The following is a 17,313-nucleotide window of genomic DNA, read 5'->3' as shown; positions in this document are numbered from 1 at the left end:
GCGCAAAACATGTTCCTGATCGGCCAATATGATTCCCCCTTTGTCCGCCGTGTCGCGATCGCGCTGCGGCTTTACGGCCTCGCCTTCGAGCACAAGCCGTGGTCGACCTTCGGCGATGCCGAGAAGATCGCGCCCTATAACCCGCTGCGACGCGTGCCGACGCTGGTGCTCGACGACGGCGAGGCGCTGATCGAGAGCACGGTCATCCTCGATTATCTCGACGAGTTGGTCGGGCCGGAGAAGGCGATGCTGCCGCGCTCCGGCGCCGAGCGCCGGCGTCATTTGCGCATCTGCGCGCTCGCTTCCGGCCTCGGCGACAAGGCGGTGAGCCTGCTCTACGAGCGGGTACTGCGGAAGGAGCAGCTTGCGCTGTGGGTGGAGCGTTGCGAGGCGCAGATCGCGGACGTGCTGAAAGCGTTGGAGGCCGAGCGCGCCAAGGTGACCACGCCGTACTGGTTAGGTGATCGCATCGGTCACGCCGACATCGCGGTGGCCTGCGTCGTCCGCTTCACCCGCGAGGCGCACCCTCAATTGTTCGAGCCGTCGCGGTATCCGGCGCTGTCGGCGCATGCCGCCGCTTGCGAGGCGCTGGCGCCGTTGAAGGAGATCGTGCAGCCGCTGGCACCGCCGAAGGGGTGAGCCGTTTTCAGGCTCTCCCGCAATTGCAGGGATTTCACGAGGACGGCGCGGCTTGCTCCGCCTCTCCCGCTTGCGGGAGAGGCCGACGCGCCCCGGGCGATGCGAAGCATCGTCCCGCGCGCGGCGGGTGAGGGCTCTCACCACACGGGGGACATCCTCCGTAATTCTCGACAACCCCAACGCGGAGACACCCCCACCCCAGCCCTCCCCGCAAGTGGGAGAGGGAGCCCACTGCCGATGCTGTTGCATCGTGCACGCCATATGCGATCGTGCTGTGCAGGCGAGGAGAAGCGCCGCTACGCAAACCCGATTTTGATCAGGATCATCAGGAACAGGCCGCCGACGACCGCGCAGACCGCGGCACCGATCAGCGGCCCCAGCGCGCCTTTCCGGCTTGCGGGCTCCAGCACAGCCTGCCCCGGCTGGTCCGGATCGTAATAGACCTGGACGCTCTTCCCGGGCCGATATTTCGCCGCGGCCTCTTCGGCGACCTCGCGCAGGCCGGAGATCATGGTGCCGTTCCAATCGACTTCGGTGCCGATGAAGTCGCGCTTGCCGACCCTGTAGGCGTAGCGCAGGTCGACCTGATAGCGGTGGACGAGCTTTGACGTCGTCGGTCGATTGTCGTGCTCGGTCTTCTCTTCGATGATTTCCTCGATCACGTCGCAATGGATGACCCTGCCCGACGCGGTCGGCCAGCGCAGGCTGGCGCTCGCCAGCCGGCGCGTCCGGACATAATCGGCGGCGAGGAACACCCCGCCCACGAGCACGATGATCGGCACCGCGAACGCGAATAGCGGGACGCCCTTGTCGGCGTAGAGCACGTGGCCTGCGAACGAATGCGCGGTCAGGGTGGCGGCGATGATGCCGAACACCATTGTGAACGCCACCAGTGCCGCGACGTTCTGCGCGGCGGCGGGCTCCAGCAGCGCCTCGGTCGGCTGCTTGGGATCGACATGGACGTCGACATGGGCGCCGACCGGATAACGTCCGGTCAGTTTTGCGGCCAGGACCCTCGTGGTGATGACGGTGCCGCCGACAAAGACCTTGTCGCCTTCCAGCTCCTGGCCGCCGGCCTGATAGCGGTAGCGGATGATGGGCTTGGCGTCGTTCCGGTCGTCCGAGGAATGCGCCGCCGGCTGGTCGACCCGCGAGACCGTGATGATGCCCTCGACCTTGTCCCAGCTCCGCGCCGCCACCATCCGGCCGCGCATGCGGACCAGATTGAACAGCGTCAATCCAAACAGCAGCACGGCGATGCCGGCGGCAATCTGGGTCCACATCAATTGTTGGGCGTTCAGCATCCGATTCCCCTGCGCTTCGGCGGCGACCGGCATTGGTCGCAGCGAACACGCGTTGCGTTCGATGCTGCGCGTTGCCCGGCACATGCCAGGCGTTGCTTCACCAATGTCGTCCTGGCGAAAGCCAGGACCCATGACCCCAGCGGGTCATTTGGCGAGGATTGGTCGTTCGGGAGTGCCAGCGATGGTCACCGATGGACGCGGTATGAATCCTGGCTTTCGCCAGGACGACATCGAACGTCTGGCATGCGCCCATGATCGCGGCGGTCGGGGCAGCGAGTATCAAACGGACACGGTCGGCGATGACGAAATGTTACAGGTGTTTTGCCCGACGCCGCAAGCAATTTCGGTAAGGCCGAATTTATCGTGCTTTTTCAACCCCATGCCTACTGTGCATGGGGTTGATTTCTCGTTTTGTGTTTGGAGGGCGCCTAGCCCGCGCCCGCGCGCTTCTTCTGCCAGACCAGGTGCACGGCGCAGGTGCAGCCCGGCGGATGCGAGGCAAGCTCCTCCGACGTTTCGTCGTTGGCCGGTGTTGCCACGAAGGTCGCCTTGTCGCTCGCGCTCTCTCGCGCCGGGATGTAGTTCAGGATCGGTGCGAGCCAGCGCTCGGTCTCGGCGACGCTCATGCCCTTGCGCGCGGCATAATCCTCGACCTGATCGCGCTCGATCTTGCCAACGCCGAAGTAATAGCTCTCGGTATTCGCGAGATAGAGCCCCGACACGGAAGAGCCCGGCCACATCGCGAAGCTCTCGGTCAGCTTCACGCCGGCAGTGTTCTCGGCGTCGAGCAGGTCGAACAGCGTGGCCTTCTCGGTGTGATCGGGCTGCGCGGGATAGCCGGGGGCGGGACGGATGCCTTGGTACTTTTCGAGGATCAGATCGTCGGTCGAGAACGCCTCATCCGGCGCATAGGCCCAGAACTCGCGGCGCACGCGCGCATGCATGCGCTCGGCGAAGGCCTCCGCAAGGCGGTCGGCCAGCGCCTTGCACAGGATCGAGGAGTAGTCGTCATTGGCCATCTTGAAGCGGTCGGCGACCACATCCTCGCCGATGCCGGCGGTGACGACGAAGCCGCCGACATAATCGGGCACGCCGGTGCCTACAGGCGCGACGAAGTCGGACAGCGCCGCATTGAAACGGCCCTCGCGCTTCTCGAGCTGCTGGCGCAGCGTGTGCAGCGTCGCGATCGTCCTGGTCCGGCTCTCGTCGGCGTAGAGCACGATGTCGTCGCCCTGCGCATTGGCCGGCCAGAAGCCGACGGTGGCCCGCGCGCGGAACCATTTCTCCTTGACGATCAGGTCGAGCATCTTGCGCGCGTCCTCGTAGAGCGAGCGCGCGACTTCGCCGACCTTGGCATCGCTAAGGATGGCGGGGAAGCGCCCGGCGAGCTCCCAAGTCTGGAAGAACGGCGTCCAGTCGATATAGGGCACCAGCTCGGCGATATCGTAGTCGTCAAAGCTCCTGGTGCCGAGGAAGGTCGGCTTCACCGGTTTGTTCGCGGCAAAGTCGACCGGCACGCGGTTGGCGCGGGCGGTCGCCAGCTTCAGCCGCTTCTTGTCGGCCTGGGCGCGCATATGCGCATCCGAGATCTTTGCGTATTCGGCCCGGACTTCGGCGGCATAGGCCTCGCGCCTCTCGGGCGACAGCAGAGCAGATGCAACACCCACCGCGCGACTGGCGTCGTTGACATGCACCACGGGGCCTGCGCGATAGCTCGGGTCGATCTTCACCGCCGTATGCACGCGGCTCGTCGTGGCGCCGCCGATCAGCAGCGGCAGCTTGAGGCCTTCGCGCTGCAATTCGCCGGCGAAGAACGCCATCTCGTCGAGCGAGGGCGTGATCAGGCCGGACAGCCCGACGATGTCGGCCTTCTCCGCCTTCACGGTCTCGACGATCTTGGCCGCGGGCACCATGACGCCGAGGTCGATCACCTCGTAGTTGTTGCACTGGAGCACGATGCCGACGATGTTCTTGCCGATGTCGTGGACGTCGCCCTTGACGGTCGCGAGCACGATCTTGCCGGCGGACGAGGAGCCTTCCGTGCCGATGCCGTTGGCGAGGTTGCGCGCCTTCTCCTCTTCCATGAACGGCATCAGCCAGGCGACAGCCTGCTTCATCACGCGTGCCGACTTCACCACCTGCGGCAGGAACATCTTGCCGTCGCCGAAGAGATCGCCGACCACGTTCATGCCCGCCATCAGCGGTCCCTCGATCACGTCGAGCGGCCGCTTCGAAGCCTTGCGGGCCTCTTCGGTATCCTGCTCGATGAATTCGGTGATGCCGTGCACAAGCGAATGCGACAGCCGCTTCGCCACCGGCCATTCGCGCCAGGCGAGATCGGCTTCCTTGGTCTGGGTCTTGTTACCGCGGAATCTTTCCGCGAGCGCCAGCAGACGCTCGGACGCGCCGGGGTCGCGATTGAGGATGACGTCCTCGCACACCTGGCGCAATTCGGGATCGATGTCGTCATAGACGATCATCTGCCCGGCATTGACGATGCCCATGTCCATGCCGGCCTTGATGGCGTGATACAGGAACACCGAGTGCATGGCCTCGCGCACCGGCTCGTTGCCGCGGAACGAGAACGACAGATTGGACACGCCGCCAGAAATGTGCGCGCCCGGCAGATTCTTGCGGATCCAGCGCGTCGCCTCGATGAAGTCGACGCCGTAATTGTTGTGCTCCTCGATGCCGGTTGCGATCGCGAAAATATTCGGATCGAAGATGATGTCTTCCGGCGGCAAGCCGACGCGGTTCACCAAAATGTCGTAGGCGCGCTTGCAGATCTCGGTCTTGCGGGCGAACGTGTCGGCCTGGCCGACCTCGTCGAACGCCATCACCACGACGGCCGCGCCGTGGCGGCGGGCGATCTTGGCCTCGTGAATGAACTTGTCCTCGCCTTCCTTCATCGAGATCGAATTGACGACGGGCTTGCCCTGCACGCATTTCAGGCCGGCCTCGATCACGGAGAATTTCGAGCTGTCGACCATCACGGGCACGCGGGCGATGTCGGGCTCGGCGGCGACGAGGTTGAGGAAGGTCACCATCGCGGCTTCCGAGTCCAGGAGACCCTCGTCCATGTTGACGTCGATGATCTGTGCGCCGTTCTCGACCTGGTCGCGAGCTACCTGCAACGCGGCGGTGTAGTCGCCGGCGGTGACCAGCTTGCGGAAGCGGGCGGAGCCGGTGACGTTGGTGCGCTCGCCGACGTTCACGAAAGGAATGGCGTCGGTCAGGATGAACGGCTCGAGGCCGGAGAGCCGCAGGCGAGGTTCGATCTCCGGCACGATGCGCGGCTTGTGCGGCGCGACCGCAGCCGCAATCGCCGCGATATGGTCCGGCGTGGTGCCGCAGCAGCCGCCGACGATGTTGACCAAACCATCACGCGCGAACTCGCCGACCAGCCGGGCCATGTATTCCGGGGTCTCGTCATACTGGCCGAACTCGTTGGGCAGGCCGGCATTGGGATAGGCACAAACAAGCGTGTCGGCGACCCGCCCGATATCGGCGATATGCGCGCGCAGATCTTCCGCGCCGAGCGCGCAGTTGAAGCCGATGGTAACGGGCTTCGCATGCTGCACCGAATGCCAGAACGCTTCCGGCAACTGGCCGGACAGCAGGCGGCCGGACTTGTCGGTGATGGTGCCCGACACCATCACGGGCATGTCGATGCCGCGCTCCTCGGTGATCTCGGCGATCGCGTAGAGCGCAGCCTTGGCGTTCAGCGTGTCGAAGATGGTCTCGACCAGCAGCAGATCGACGCCGCCGTCGAGCATGCCGTTGATCTGCTCGCCATAGGATTTGCGCAGATCGTCGAACGTGACGGCGCGGTAGCCGGGATTGGACACGTCGGGCGAGATCGAGGCGGTGCGGTTGGTCGGTCCGATCGCGCCGGCCACGAAGCGCGGCTTGCCGTCCTCGGCCTCGACGCGGCGTGCGGCGTTGCCGGCGAGGCGGGCGCCTTCGCGCGCCATCTCATAGACGATGTCGGCGAGATCGTAATCGGCCTGGGCAATCGAGGTCGTGGAGAAGGTGTTGGTGGCGACGATGTCGGCGCCGGCACGCAAATAGGCGGCGTGGATGTCCTCGATCGCCTGCGGCTGGGTCAGGATCAGGAGGTCGTTGTTGCCGCGCAAATCGCGATGGAAGTTCTTGAAGCGCTCGCCGCGGAAGGCGGCCTCGTCGAACTGGAGGTTCTGGATCATCGTGCCCATGGCGCCGTCGAGCACGAGAATGCGCTCGCGCGCGGCGTCGAGCAGGGCGGTTCGCTTGGGAGAAGTGGATACGATCATGGTGTCTCAAGCCGCCTTCTGCGCGCTCTTGGCGCGGATGCCGAGCAAATGGCTGATCGCGAACACGAGATCGGCGCGGTTCATGGTGTAGAAATGGAAGGTGTCGACGCCGTGCTTGGCGAGCTTCTGCACCTGGCCCGCGGCGACCGTCGCCGCCACCAGCTTGCGGGTCTCGGCGTCTTCATCGAGGCCCTCGAACTTCGCGGCGATCCAGTCCGGCACGGAGGTGCCGTTGCGGGTGACGAAATTGCGAGCCTGCTTGAAATTATGCATGGGCATGATGCCCGGCACGATCGGGATGTTGATCCCCCGCGCGCGCACGCGGTCGAGATAACGGAAGTAGAGGTCGTTATCAAAGAACACCTGCGTGATCGCGCGGGTCGCACCCGCATCGACCTTGGCCTGCAGCGTGTCGATGTCATCATCGAAGTCGCGCGCCTCGGGATGCTTCTCGGGGTACGCCGAGACCGACACCTCGATATCGCCGTGCCGCTTCCTGATGCCGGCGACGAGGTCGGCGGAGCTCTGGTAGCCCTCGGGATGGCTGGAATAGGCCGTGCCGATGCCGCCGGCGGGATCGCCGCGCAAGGCCACGATGTGGCGGACGCCGACCTCGTGATAGCGATCGACGATCTCGTCGATCTCCCCGCGCGAGGCGCCGACGCAGGTCAGATGCGCGGCCGGCAGCAGCGCGGTTTCTTTCAGGATGCGCGAGATGGTCGCGTGGGTGCGCTCACGGGTCGAGCCGCCGGCGCCATAGGTGACCGAGACGAATTTCGGGTCGAGCGGGGCCAGCCGGTTGATGGTATCCCAGAGATTGCGCTCCATATCTTCCGTCTTGGGCGGAAAGAACTCGAATGAGATCGCAGGCCGCTTCAGGTACCCGTCTTGCCCGTTGGTATGGGCAGGCGTCGTCACGTCAGTCATGGGCACCACTCACTCCAAGGGCTCGCCGGGTCGTTGGCGGTTCGGCGGTCAGGTCTAGATTGGGAGAGGCTAAGATAAGCCAAAACGGCCGCACTCGACAGCCCATCAGAGATGGGAAATTGCCCACTTTCTGCACATCGATTAAAAATCGTGTTAGGTCAGAGGTCGAGGTGGGAAGACGATCTAGGATAAATCATATGTTACATCAGGTAGATAACAGAAGATGGAGACTTGTTCGATGCAAATTTGTCCGTGGGCAATATGAAAGTCATACTATCAGCGCGGTAACTGTCCCAACGCTGCGGTGAAGTCGCGCGAGGCGGCCGCCTGCACGTCAGACCTGCGCGCCCTGCCCATTGCCGCTGCGCCGCCCTCCGCTACGTTAGCGCGCCATGATCCCGCTCTCAGTCCTCGATCTCTCCGTCGTCACAACTGGCACAAAGCCCGCCGCGGCGCTGCGCAACAGCATCGACCTGGCGCGCCATGTCGACGGGCTCGGCTATGTCCGCTACTGGCTCGCCGAACATCACAACCTCGCCTCCGTCGCGAGTCCTGCGCCCGACGTGATGATCGGGCAGATCGCGGCGGTGACCAAGCACATCCGCGTCGGCTCCGGTGGTGTGATGCTGCCCAATCACGCACCATTGGTCGTAGCCGAGCGCTTCAAGATGCTGGAGGCGTTGTTTCCCGGCCGTATCGATCTCGGCCTCGGCCGCGCGCCCGGCACTGACGGCGCTACGGCCTATGCGCTGCGCAGCCGGCTCGACCGCCGCGAAGGCGACGATTTCCTCGAGCGGCTGCACGAATTGATCCTGTGGCAGACCCGGGAATTCCCCTCGGGCCATCCCTATCACAACGTCGTCGCGATGCCCGACGATACGCCGTTGCCGCCGATCTGGCTGCTCGGCTCCAGCGATTATTCGTCGGAGCTCGCCGCGCAAGTCGGCATGGGCTTCGCATTCGCCCATCATTTTGCGTCCCACGATGCGATCGACGCGATGGTGCATTATCGCAATCGCTTTCAGCCCTCGGCCTGGAGTGCGAGCCCGCGCGCGATCCTCGCGGTCGCCGTCATTACGGCCGACACGGATGAGGAAGCCGAAAAGCTCGCCGCGTCTTTCGACCTCAACCGCCTGCGCCGCGACCGCGGCCAGTATCTTCCGTTGCCGAGCGTCGAAGAGGCGCTGGCCTATCCCTATACCGATTCGGAGCGCATCTCGATCCGGCGCAACCGCTCGCGCCTGTTCGTCGGTAACCCGGCGACCGTGCAGGAGACGCTTCAGCCGCTGATCGATGCGAGCAAGCCGGACGAGTTGATGGTGATCACCGCCGTGTACGATCACGAAGCGCGCAAGAAATCGTATTCGCTGCTGGCAGAGGCGTTCGGGCTTAAGGCGGTCGGATAAGGCTCTCACGCCTCTGCGCTGAGCAGCGTCTCGATCCCGGCTCGCGCTTCGCGCGTCCGGGACACAAAACTACTCCATCGTCGCGCGGAACGGATGCCCCGGATACACGCCGACGATGCGGAATTCGCGCGAGAAGAATTTCAGCTCCTCGATCGCGAACGCGAGACCCTTGTCTTCGGGGTGGCCGTCGACGTCGGCGTAAAACTGGGTAGCGAAGAAATTGCCGTCGACCATGTAGCTCTCGAGCTTGGTCATGTTGACGCCGTTGGTGGCAAAGCCGCCGAGCGCCTTGTAGAGCGCGGCCGGCAAATTGCGCACCCGGAATACAAAAGTCGTGACCAGCGGACCGGAGCCCTGTGCGGCCCATTTCGGTTCGCGCGCGAGCACCACGAAGCGCGTGGTGTTGTGGGCCTCGTCCTCGATGTCCTCCGCAAGGATGTCGAGTCCGTAGATCTGCGCGGCGAGGCGCGAGGCGATCGCGGCGACGGACCTGTCGTTACGCTCGGAAATGTCGCGGGCGCTGCCGGCGGTATCGGCGTGCACGATCGGCTTGATGCCAAGCTTGCGAATGATGCGCCGGCATTGGCCGAGCGCGTGCACATGGCTCTCGACGCTCTTGATGTCTTCGAGCCGGGTGCCCTTCACCGCCATCAGCTGATGCCGGACCGGCAGAAACCATTCGCCGATGATGAAAAGGCCGGAGGCCGGCAGCAAATGATGGATGTCGGCGACGCGGCCCGCGACCGAATTCTCGATCGGGATCATGCCGAGGTCGGCTTCGCCCGACGAGATCGCCGACAAGGCGTCCTCGAAGGTGGCGCAGGGCATCGGCTCCGCGTCGGGATAGGCCTCGACGATGGCGATGTGGGAATTGGCGCCAGGCTCGCCCTGGAATGCGATTTTCAGCTTGCTCATGCTCGGCCTTGTAACAGCGGCTCAGGATTTGGAAAGGATGCTGCGGGCGGTTTCCAGGTCCGCCGGCGTGTCGACCCCGCGGGGCACGGTATCGACAATGGTGAAGTCGATGCGCATTCCGGCCTCGAGCGCCCGGAGCTGCTCGAGCTTCTCCTGCAATTCCAGCGGCGAAGGCGGAAGCCGGACGTAGCGCTCCAGCGCGGCGCGGCGATAGGCGTAGAGGCCGATATGGTGGTAACGGGGCCCATCGCCGGTCGGCGCGGTTGCGCGGGTGAAATAAAGTGCGCGCATGCGCCTGCCACCGAGCGAGGTCCCGATCGCCTTCACGACGCTCGGCGCGAGGTCCTCCTCCTCGGTGTGGATCTGCGAAGCCAGCGTTGCGATGTCCACGACGGGGTCTTGCAGCGGCGGCAACACCTCGCGGATGTTGTCGATCGTGATGGTCGGGAAATCGCCCTGCAGATTGACCACGATCTCGGCCTTGCCGTCCGGATCGAGCTTTTGCATGGCCTCGTGGATGCGGTCGGAGCCGGACGGGTGCTCCGGGCGGGTCATCACGGCCTCGCCGCCATGGGCGGTCACGACGGACGCGATCTCCGCGGTGTCGGTTGCGACCGCCACCCGGCCTATCCCGGCCGCCTCCGCGCGGCGCATCACGTGCACGATCATCGGCTGCCCCGCGATATCGGCGAGCGGCTTGCCGGGCAGGCGGGTGGCGGCCATGCGGGCTGGAATCAGCACCAGGATGCGGGGATCGATCATCGTTCAAGGGCCTGGAAACGGGGCGTTTTCCGCGCCGAGAAATGGGGTGGGGACGGGCGTGAAGCCCGCTCGCTTATACGGGTTGCCAGACCCCGGGCAAACCGATATCTCAATGGCAAAACTCGGGGAAACAGTCAGGAACGTTGATTCTCCGAGGCTCGTCCTGGCGGCCGCATTGGGCCGCTCGATCCTTCTTGCGGTGTGGGGCCTGGCCGGAAATGGACTCTTTCGAACTAAACAAGATTCTCGGTGCCGTGCTCGGCACCTGTCTCCTTCTGCTGGTGACAAGCTTCACCGCCCAGGCGTTGTTCTCGCCCAAGATGCCGGAAAAGCCGGGCTTCGAGATCGCAGTGAAGGAAGACGCCGGCCACGGCAAGGAAGGCGGCGCTGCTCCCGCGGCCGCCGAGCCGATCGAAAAGCTGCTCCAGACCGCCTCGGTCGAGAAGGGCGCTGCCGCCGCCAAGAAGTGCGGCGCTTGCCACACCTTCGAGAAGGGCGGCCCGAACCGCGTCGGTCCGAACCTCTACGGCGTCGTCGGCGACCATGTTGGCGAGGGCCGCGGCGGCTTCAACTTCTCGGCCGCGATGAAGGCCAAGGGCGGCACCTGGGACTTCGATGCGCTCAACAAGTTCATCGCCAATCCCAAGGCGGCTGTCCCGGGCACCGCGATGGGCTTTGCAGGCATCCCGAAGGATAGCGAGCGCGCCGACGTGATCGCTTACCTGAACAGCCTTTCCGACAGCCCGAAGCCGCTGCCCACCGCGGCCAAGTAAGGCCTATCGACTTCGATCTTAGTACGCGGCCAGGCTGAAAAGCCTGGCCGTTTGCTTATCCGGGCCTCGCGGCGTTGTTATCGGGGCGTTTGGCCGCAGCGATCGGCCAGCCGGCCTTCCAAGATGAGGAAAAAGCAACATATTCCGTCGAAACCTCGCCTATATTGGGACCTTAAAGGAGTAGCCTCCTTCAAGACAGGAATGTTGATTTGGCCCTTACCCGACGCGATCTCCTGCTCACTGGTACCGCTGCCGCAGCGCTCCCCGCCCTTGGTTCCGTAGGGGGCCTTCCTGGCGTCGGCGTGGCACGCGCGCAATCCGCCAGCGAGCCCACCTGGCGGCACGCGCTGTCGCTGTTCGGACAGGTGAAGTACCCCGCGGACTTCAAGCGCTTCGACTACGTCAATCCGGAAGCGCCCAAGGGCGGCGTCGCGCGGCAGATCGCCGTCGGCACATTCGACAATTTCAACATCGTCGTCTCCGGTGTGAAGGGGCAAGTCGCCGGTGCCGTGGCATTCATCTACGAATCCCTCACGACGGCCTCGCTCGACGAAGTCTCGACCGAGTACGGCGCGCTGGCCGAGGCCGTCAGCCATCCGGATGATTTCTCCTTCGTGACTTACCGCTTGCGGCCGCAAGCCAAATGGCACGACGGCAAGCCGGTTACCGCGGATGACGTGATCTTCTCGCTCGATTCCTTCAAGAAGCACCACCCGATGTACTCGGCCTATTACAGCCATGTGGTGAAGGCCGAGAAGGTCGGCGAGCGCGAGGTGAAATTCGTGTTCGACGCGCCGGGCAACCGCGAACTGCCGCAGATCGTCGGGCAGCTCACGGTCCTGCCGAAGCATTGGTGGGAGGGCACCGACGCGCAGGGCCGCAAGCGCGATGTCTCCGCCACCACGCTCGAAGTGCCGCTGGGTTCGGGCCCCTACAGGGTCAAGGAATTCGTTGCCGGGCGGTCGATCGCGCTGGAGCGCGTCAAGGATTATTGGGGGCGCGATCTCGCCGCCAATGTGGGCCGAAATAACTTCGACGAGCTGCGCTACGAGTATTTCCGCGACGCCACCGTGGCGATCGAGGCTTTCAAGGCCGATCAGGTCGATTGGCGCACCGAGAACAGCGCAAAGAATTGGGCGACAGCCTACGACTTCCCGGCGGTCACCGAAAAGCGCGTGATCCTCGAGGAGTTCGCCAATCGCAGCTCGGGCGTCATGCAGGCCTTCGTGCCAAACCTGCGCCGCGCCAAGTTCAAAGATCCGCGCGTGCGACGTGCGCTCAATTACGCGTTCGACTTCGAGGAGATGAACAAGCAGATCTTCTACGGCCAGTACAAACGTATCAGCAGTTATTTCGACGGCATCGATGAGCTGATGGCGACCGGTTTGCCGCAGGGAAAAGAGCTCGAGATCCTCGACACGGTCCGCGCCGAAGTCCCGCCCGAAGTCTTCACCACGGCCTACAGCAATCCAGTCGGCGGCAGTCCGGAAGCCGTGCGCGACAATCTGCGCGAGGCGCTGCGCCTGTTCAAGGAGGCCGGTTACGAGGTGCGCGACCGCAAGCTTGTCGACGTCAAGACCGGCACCCAGTTCTCGCTGGAATTGCTGAACTCGGATCCGAGCTTCGAGCGAATCACGCTGTTCTACAAGCCCTCGCTGGAACGGCTCGGCATTGCCGTCAGCGTGCGGACAGTGGATCCGACCCAGTACGAGAACAGGACGCGCGAGTGGGATTTCGACATCGTCACCAACTCCTGGGGCGAGTCGCAGTCGCCGGGCAACGAGCAGCGCGAATTCTGGTCGTCGAAGACGGCCGACATCGCGGGTTCACGCAATATTACCGGCATCAAGAATCCGGCGGTCGACAAGCTGATCGAGCGGGTGATCTACGCCAAGGGGCGCGACGATCTCGTCGCGGCAACCAAGGCACTCGACCGCGTGCTGTTGTGGAATCACTACGTCGTGCCGCAGTGGACTTATACGAAGGTGCGCACCGCGCGCTGGGATCGTTTCGGTCGGCCGGCGGAATTGCCTAAATACGGCCAGTCCGGCTTCCCGTTCATCTGGTGGTACGACGCGGACAAGGCGGCGCGGATCGCAAAGAAGTCGTGAGGGACATTTCTCGCATGGCGCAGCTTTCACGCCGGCATGTGCTAGCCTTGGGTGCCGGTGGCGCGTTCAGCGCCGTCTGGCTCCGGGGCGCGACAGCGTCCGAGATGCCCGCCGACGCCCACGGCATGTCGGCCTTCGGCGACCTCAAATATCCCGCCGACTTCAATCACTTCGACTACGTCAATGTCGACGCGCCGAAGGGCGGTACCTTCTCGCTGATCCCGTCGGTGCGCGCCTACAACCAGTCCTACCAGACCTTCAACTCGCTCAATGCCTTCATCCTCAAAGGCGATGGCGCGCAGGGCATGGACATGACCTTTGCGCCGCTGATGGTGCGAGCCAATGACGAACCGGACGGGATGTATGGGCTTGCCGCCAAGTCTGTAACTATATCGGCAGACAGGCTGGTCTATCGCTTCAGCATGCGGTCCGAGGCGAAATTCCATGACGGCACCAAGCTCACCGCGCACGACGCGGCGTTTTCGCTGACGGCGCTGAAGGCCAAGGGCCATCCGCTGATCATCGTGCAGATGCGCGACATGGTCAGCGCGGAAGCCGTCGACGATGCGACGCTGGTCGTCACCTTCGCCAAGGGACGCGCGCGCGACGTGCCGCTCTATGTGGCGAGCCTGCCGATCTTCTCGAAAGCCTACTATGCCTCCCGTCCGTTCGATGAAACGTCGCTTGATATTCCGTTGGGTTCGGGCCCGTACAAGGTCGGAAAGTTCGAGGTCAACCGCTACATCGAGTTCGAGCGGGTGAAGGACTGGTGGGCTGCCGATCTGCCCCCCTGTCGTGGCAGCTACAATTTCGACGTCGTGCGCTACGAATTCTACCGCGACCGGGATGTCGCCTTCGAAGGTTTTACCGGCAAGAACTATCTCTACCGCGAGGAGTTCACCTCTCGCATCTGGGCGACGCGATATGACTTCCCTGCGGTGAAGGACGGTCGCGTCAAGATGGAAGTCGTGCCCGACGACACGCCGTCTGGCGCGCAAGGGTGGTTCATCAACACGCGGCGCGACAAGTTCAGGGATCCTCGCGTGCGTGAGGCACTGATCGACGCCTTCGACTTCGAGTGGACCAACAAGACCATCATGTACGGTGCTTATGCCCGCACGGTGTCGCCATTTCAGAACTCGGACCTCATGGCGAGCGACGGGCCTCCGCCGCCGGAAGAGCTGAAGCTGCTGGAGCCGTTTCGCGGCCAGGTTCCCAACGAGGTGTTCGTCGCGCCGTTCACGCCGCCGGTCTCGGACGGCTCCGGGCAGGACCGCAGCCTGTTGCGCAAGGCGCAGCAACTGCTCAGCGACGCCGGCCTGCCGATCAAGGACGGCAAGCGGGTGCTGCCGAACGGTGAGATATTCAGGATCGAGTTCCTGCTGGACGAGCCTTCGTTTCAGCCCCACCATGCGCCCTACATCAAGAATCTCGCGACGCTCGGCATCGAAGCGAGCGTGCGCCTCGTCGATGCCGTGCAACACAAGGCGCGCCAGGAAGATTTCGACTTCGACATCACGATCCAGCGCTTCAGCATGTCGGCAACGCCGGGCGACGCCATGCGCGCGTTCTTTTCCTCGCAGGTCGCGGCAACGAAGGGCTCGTACAATCTCGCGGGCGTCGCCAGCCCGGCGATCGATGCCATGATCGAGAAGATCATGGCGGCCGACAACCGCGAGGATTTGACCGTCGCCTGCCGCGCCTTCGATCGCCTGTTCCGCGCCGGCCGTTATTGGGTGCCGCAATGGTATAACAAGACGCACCGGCTTGCTTATTGGGACCAATTCGGCCGTCCGCAGAAGCTGCCGCGTTATGCCAACGGCGTCGGCGCCCCCGACATCTGGTGGTACGATGGCGGCAAGGCCGCCAAGCTCGAGCAGGCGAAACAGCCATGAGCGCCTATATCGCCCGCCGCATCCTGCTGATGATCCCGACCTTGCTCGGGATCCTCTTCGTCTCCTTCATCGTCGTACAGTTCGCGCCGGGCGGGCCGGTCGAGCGCGTGATCGCGCAGCTCTCGGGCGCCGATACCGGCGGGACCTCGCGCATCTCGGGCGGCAGCGACTTTGCGCAGCGCGCCCCTGGGCAGCTAGGGGCCGGTGGTGATGCCATCAACTCGAAATATCGCGGCGCGCAAGGCCTCGATCCCGATTTCATCAAGAAGCTGGAAGTGCAGTTCGGCTTCGACAAGCCGGCCCCGGAGCGCTTCGCGCTGATGGTCTGGAATTTCGCCCGCTTCGATTTCGGCAAGAGCTATTTTCGCGACGTCAGCGTCCTGCAGCTCGTCAAGGAGAAGTTGCCGGTCTCGATCTCGCTCGGCATCTGGCTGACGCTGCTCACCTACCTGATCTCAATTCCGCTCGGCATCCGCAAGGCGGTCAGGGACGGGACGCGCTTCGACACCTGGACGTCGAGCGTGCTCGTGCTCGGCTATGCCATACCCGGCTTCCTGTTCGCGATCCTCCTGATCATCCTGTTTGCCGGCGGTTCGTTCTTCAACTGGTTCCCGCTACGCGGACTGACATCAGACGGCTGGTCGCAGTTTCCGTGGTACTGGAAGATCATCGATTACTTCTGGCATTTGGCGCTGCCGCTGATTGCCATGGGGCTTGGCGCGTTCACCACCATGACGTTCCTGACCAAGAACTCGTTTTTGGACGAGATCCGCAAGCAATACGTGATGACCGCGCGCGCGAAGGGCTGCAGCGAGAATCGGGTGCTCTATGGTCACGTCTTCCGCAACGCGATGCTGATCGTCATCGCCGGCTTTCCCAGCACCTTCATTCACGCCTTCTTCTCGGGCTCGCTTCTGATCGAGACCATCTTCTCGCTGGACGGGCTGGGGCTGCTCAGTTTCGAGAGCGTTCTCAACCGCGACTACCCCGTGGTGTTCGGCACGCTCTTCATCTTTTCGCTCGTCGGCCTCGTGATCAACCTGATCTCTGACCTGACCTATATGTGGATCGATCCGCGGATCGATTTCGAGGCGCGGGAGGTCTGATGACGCTGGCCGCCCCCACCACGCCGATCGAAACCACTGCGAAGTCGCCGCTCGGCAATGCCGTGCCGATCACGCGCAAACCGTTCGTGCCATCGCCGCTCAACAGGCGCCGCTGGCAGAATTTCAAGGCGAACCGGCGCGGCTATTGGTCGTTCTGGATCTTCCTGATCCTGTTTGTGGTGTCGCTGTTCGCCGAGCTGATCGCCAATGATAGGCCATTCCTGATCAAATATGATGGCCACCTCTATTGGCCGTCCGTCGTCACCTATTCGGAAACCACTTTCGGCGGCGACTTCGAAACGGCAGCCGACTATCGCGATCCCTATCTGCAGAAGTTGATCAGGGACAAGGGCGGCAGCATCGTCTGGCCGCTGATCCGCTATTCCTACGATACCCACAATCTCGATCTTCCGACGCCGGCGCCGTCGAAGCCGACCTGGATGCTGACGGAAGCGCAATGCAAGCCTGTCGTCGAAAAGAAAGGCCTCAAGAGCTGCCGCGATCTCGAATACAACTGGCTCGGCACCGACGATCAGGGCCGCGACGTGGTGGCGCGGCTGATCTACGGCTTCCGCATCTCGGTGCTGTTCGGCCTCTGCCTGACCATCGTCTCCTCCGTCGTCGGCATCGCGGCCGGCGCGGTGCAGGGCTATTTCGGCGGCTGGATCGACCTGTTATTCCAGCGTTTCATCGAGATATGGACTGCGATCCCTTCGCTCTATCTGCTGCTGATCCTGTCCTCGGTGCTCGTGCCCGGCTTCTTCGTGCTTCTCGGCATCCTGCTGCTGTTTTCCTGGGTGTCGCTGGTCGGACTCGTGCGCGCGGAATTTCTGCGTGGGCGCAATTTCGAGTATATCCAGGCGGCGCGGGCGCTCGGCGTGTCGAACAAGGTCATCATGTTCCGGCATCTGTTGCCGAACGCGATGGTCGCGACGATGACGTTCCTGCCGTTCATCGTGTCGAGTTCGGTGATGACGCTGACGGCGCTCGATTTCCTCGGGTTCGGACTGCCGCCCGGCTCGCCGTCGCTCGGCGAGCTGCTGTCGCAGGGCAAGTCCAACGTGCAGGCGCCCTGGCTCGGCTTCTCAGGCTTCTTCTCGGTCGCAATCATGCTTTCGCTCTTGATTTTCATCGGCGAGGCCGTGCGCGACGCGTTCGATCCGCGCAAGACGTTCAGGTAAGC

Annotated in this window: 12 protein-coding genes; 7 read left to right on the top strand and 5 right to left on the bottom strand. The window is 63.7% G+C overall.

The window, feature by feature from the left end; genetic code table 11:
- The first annotated feature begins 9 nt into the window (after positions 1-9).
- Positions 10-639: a glutathione S-transferase family protein gene (locus AC0L3S_RS13585; RefSeq protein ID WP_473279399.1), complete on the top strand. Its 630-nt coding sequence runs from the start codon at positions 10-12 to the stop codon at positions 637-639.
- 296 nt (positions 640-935) lie between these two features.
- Here the strand turns inward: AC0L3S_RS13585 and AC0L3S_RS13580 are convergent, their stop codons facing one another.
- The 3 genes from AC0L3S_RS13580 to metF form a co-directional block, all read right to left on the bottom strand.
- On the bottom strand, positions 936-1,943 hold the full coding sequence (locus AC0L3S_RS13580) for a DUF3592 domain-containing protein (protein ID WP_473279398.1): 1,008 nt from the start codon (positions 1,941-1,943) through the stop codon (positions 936-938).
- Positions 1,944-2,371: 428 nt separating this feature from the next.
- Complete coding sequence (gene metH / locus AC0L3S_RS13575; RefSeq protein WP_473279397.1) at positions 2,372-6,235, bottom strand: methionine synthase; 3,864 nt, start codon at positions 6,233-6,235, stop codon at positions 2,372-2,374.
- Between the two features lie 6 nt (positions 6,236-6,241).
- Positions 6,242-7,162, bottom strand: coding sequence for a methylenetetrahydrofolate reductase [NAD(P)H] (metF, locus tag AC0L3S_RS13570; RefSeq protein ID WP_473279475.1), 921 nt, complete (start codon positions 7,160-7,162; stop codon positions 6,242-6,244).
- 392 nt (positions 7,163-7,554) lie between these two features.
- Between metF and AC0L3S_RS13565 the strand changes: the two genes are divergently transcribed.
- Positions 7,555-8,568 carry an LLM class flavin-dependent oxidoreductase gene (locus AC0L3S_RS13565; protein ID WP_473279396.1) on the top strand — a complete coding sequence of 338 codons (1,014 nt, stop codon included), beginning with the start codon at positions 7,555-7,557 and terminating at the stop codon, positions 8,566-8,568.
- 69 nt (positions 8,569-8,637) lie between these two features.
- Here the strand turns inward: AC0L3S_RS13565 and AC0L3S_RS13560 are convergent, their stop codons facing one another.
- Positions 8,638-9,483 (bottom strand): prephenate dehydratase, encoded by an 846-nt coding sequence (locus tag AC0L3S_RS13560; RefSeq protein ID WP_473279395.1) that lies wholly within the window; start codon positions 9,481-9,483, stop codon positions 8,638-8,640.
- Between the two features lie 21 nt (positions 9,484-9,504).
- Complete coding sequence (locus tag AC0L3S_RS13555; protein WP_247406244.1) at positions 9,505-10,245, bottom strand: 3-deoxy-manno-octulosonate cytidylyltransferase; 741 nt, start codon at positions 10,243-10,245, stop codon at positions 9,505-9,507.
- A 218-nt stretch (positions 10,246-10,463) separates the two neighbouring features.
- Between AC0L3S_RS13555 and AC0L3S_RS13550 the strand changes: the two genes are divergently transcribed.
- The 5 genes from AC0L3S_RS13550 to AC0L3S_RS13530 all read left to right on the top strand — a co-directional run bounded on the left by AC0L3S_RS13550 (position 10,464) and on the right by AC0L3S_RS13530 (position 17,311).
- Positions 10,464-11,018, top strand: a complete 555-nt coding sequence (locus AC0L3S_RS13550; RefSeq protein ID WP_007599749.1) for a c-type cytochrome — start codon at positions 10,464-10,466, stop codon at positions 11,016-11,018.
- 209 nt (positions 11,019-11,227) lie between these two features.
- Positions 11,228-13,129 (top strand): extracellular solute-binding protein, encoded by a 1,902-nt coding sequence (locus AC0L3S_RS13545; protein ID WP_473279394.1) that lies wholly within the window; start codon positions 11,228-11,230, stop codon positions 13,127-13,129.
- A gap of 14 nt (positions 13,130-13,143) precedes the next feature.
- A complete protein-coding gene (locus tag AC0L3S_RS13540) occupies positions 13,144-15,024 on the top strand; it encodes an extracellular solute-binding protein (RefSeq protein WP_473279393.1) in 1,881 nt (626 codons plus the stop codon).
- Positions 15,021-16,130: a microcin C ABC transporter permease YejB gene (locus AC0L3S_RS13535; RefSeq protein ID WP_473264547.1), complete on the top strand. Its 1,110-nt coding sequence runs from the start codon at positions 15,021-15,023 to the stop codon at positions 16,128-16,130. Before AC0L3S_RS13540 ends, AC0L3S_RS13535 begins: the two co-directional genes overlap by 4 nt.
- Entirely contained in the window at positions 16,130-17,311 is a 1,182-nt protein-coding gene (locus AC0L3S_RS13530; RefSeq protein WP_473264548.1) for an ABC transporter permease, read from the top strand. Before AC0L3S_RS13535 ends, AC0L3S_RS13530 begins: the two co-directional genes overlap by 1 nt.
- Positions 17,312-17,313: the final 2 nt, after the last annotated feature.

Source organism: Bradyrhizobium sp. Ken01, from assembly GCF_055807355.1.
Note: the sequence above shows the minus strand (reverse complement) of the source record. Positions and strands in the feature narration are given on the sequence as shown.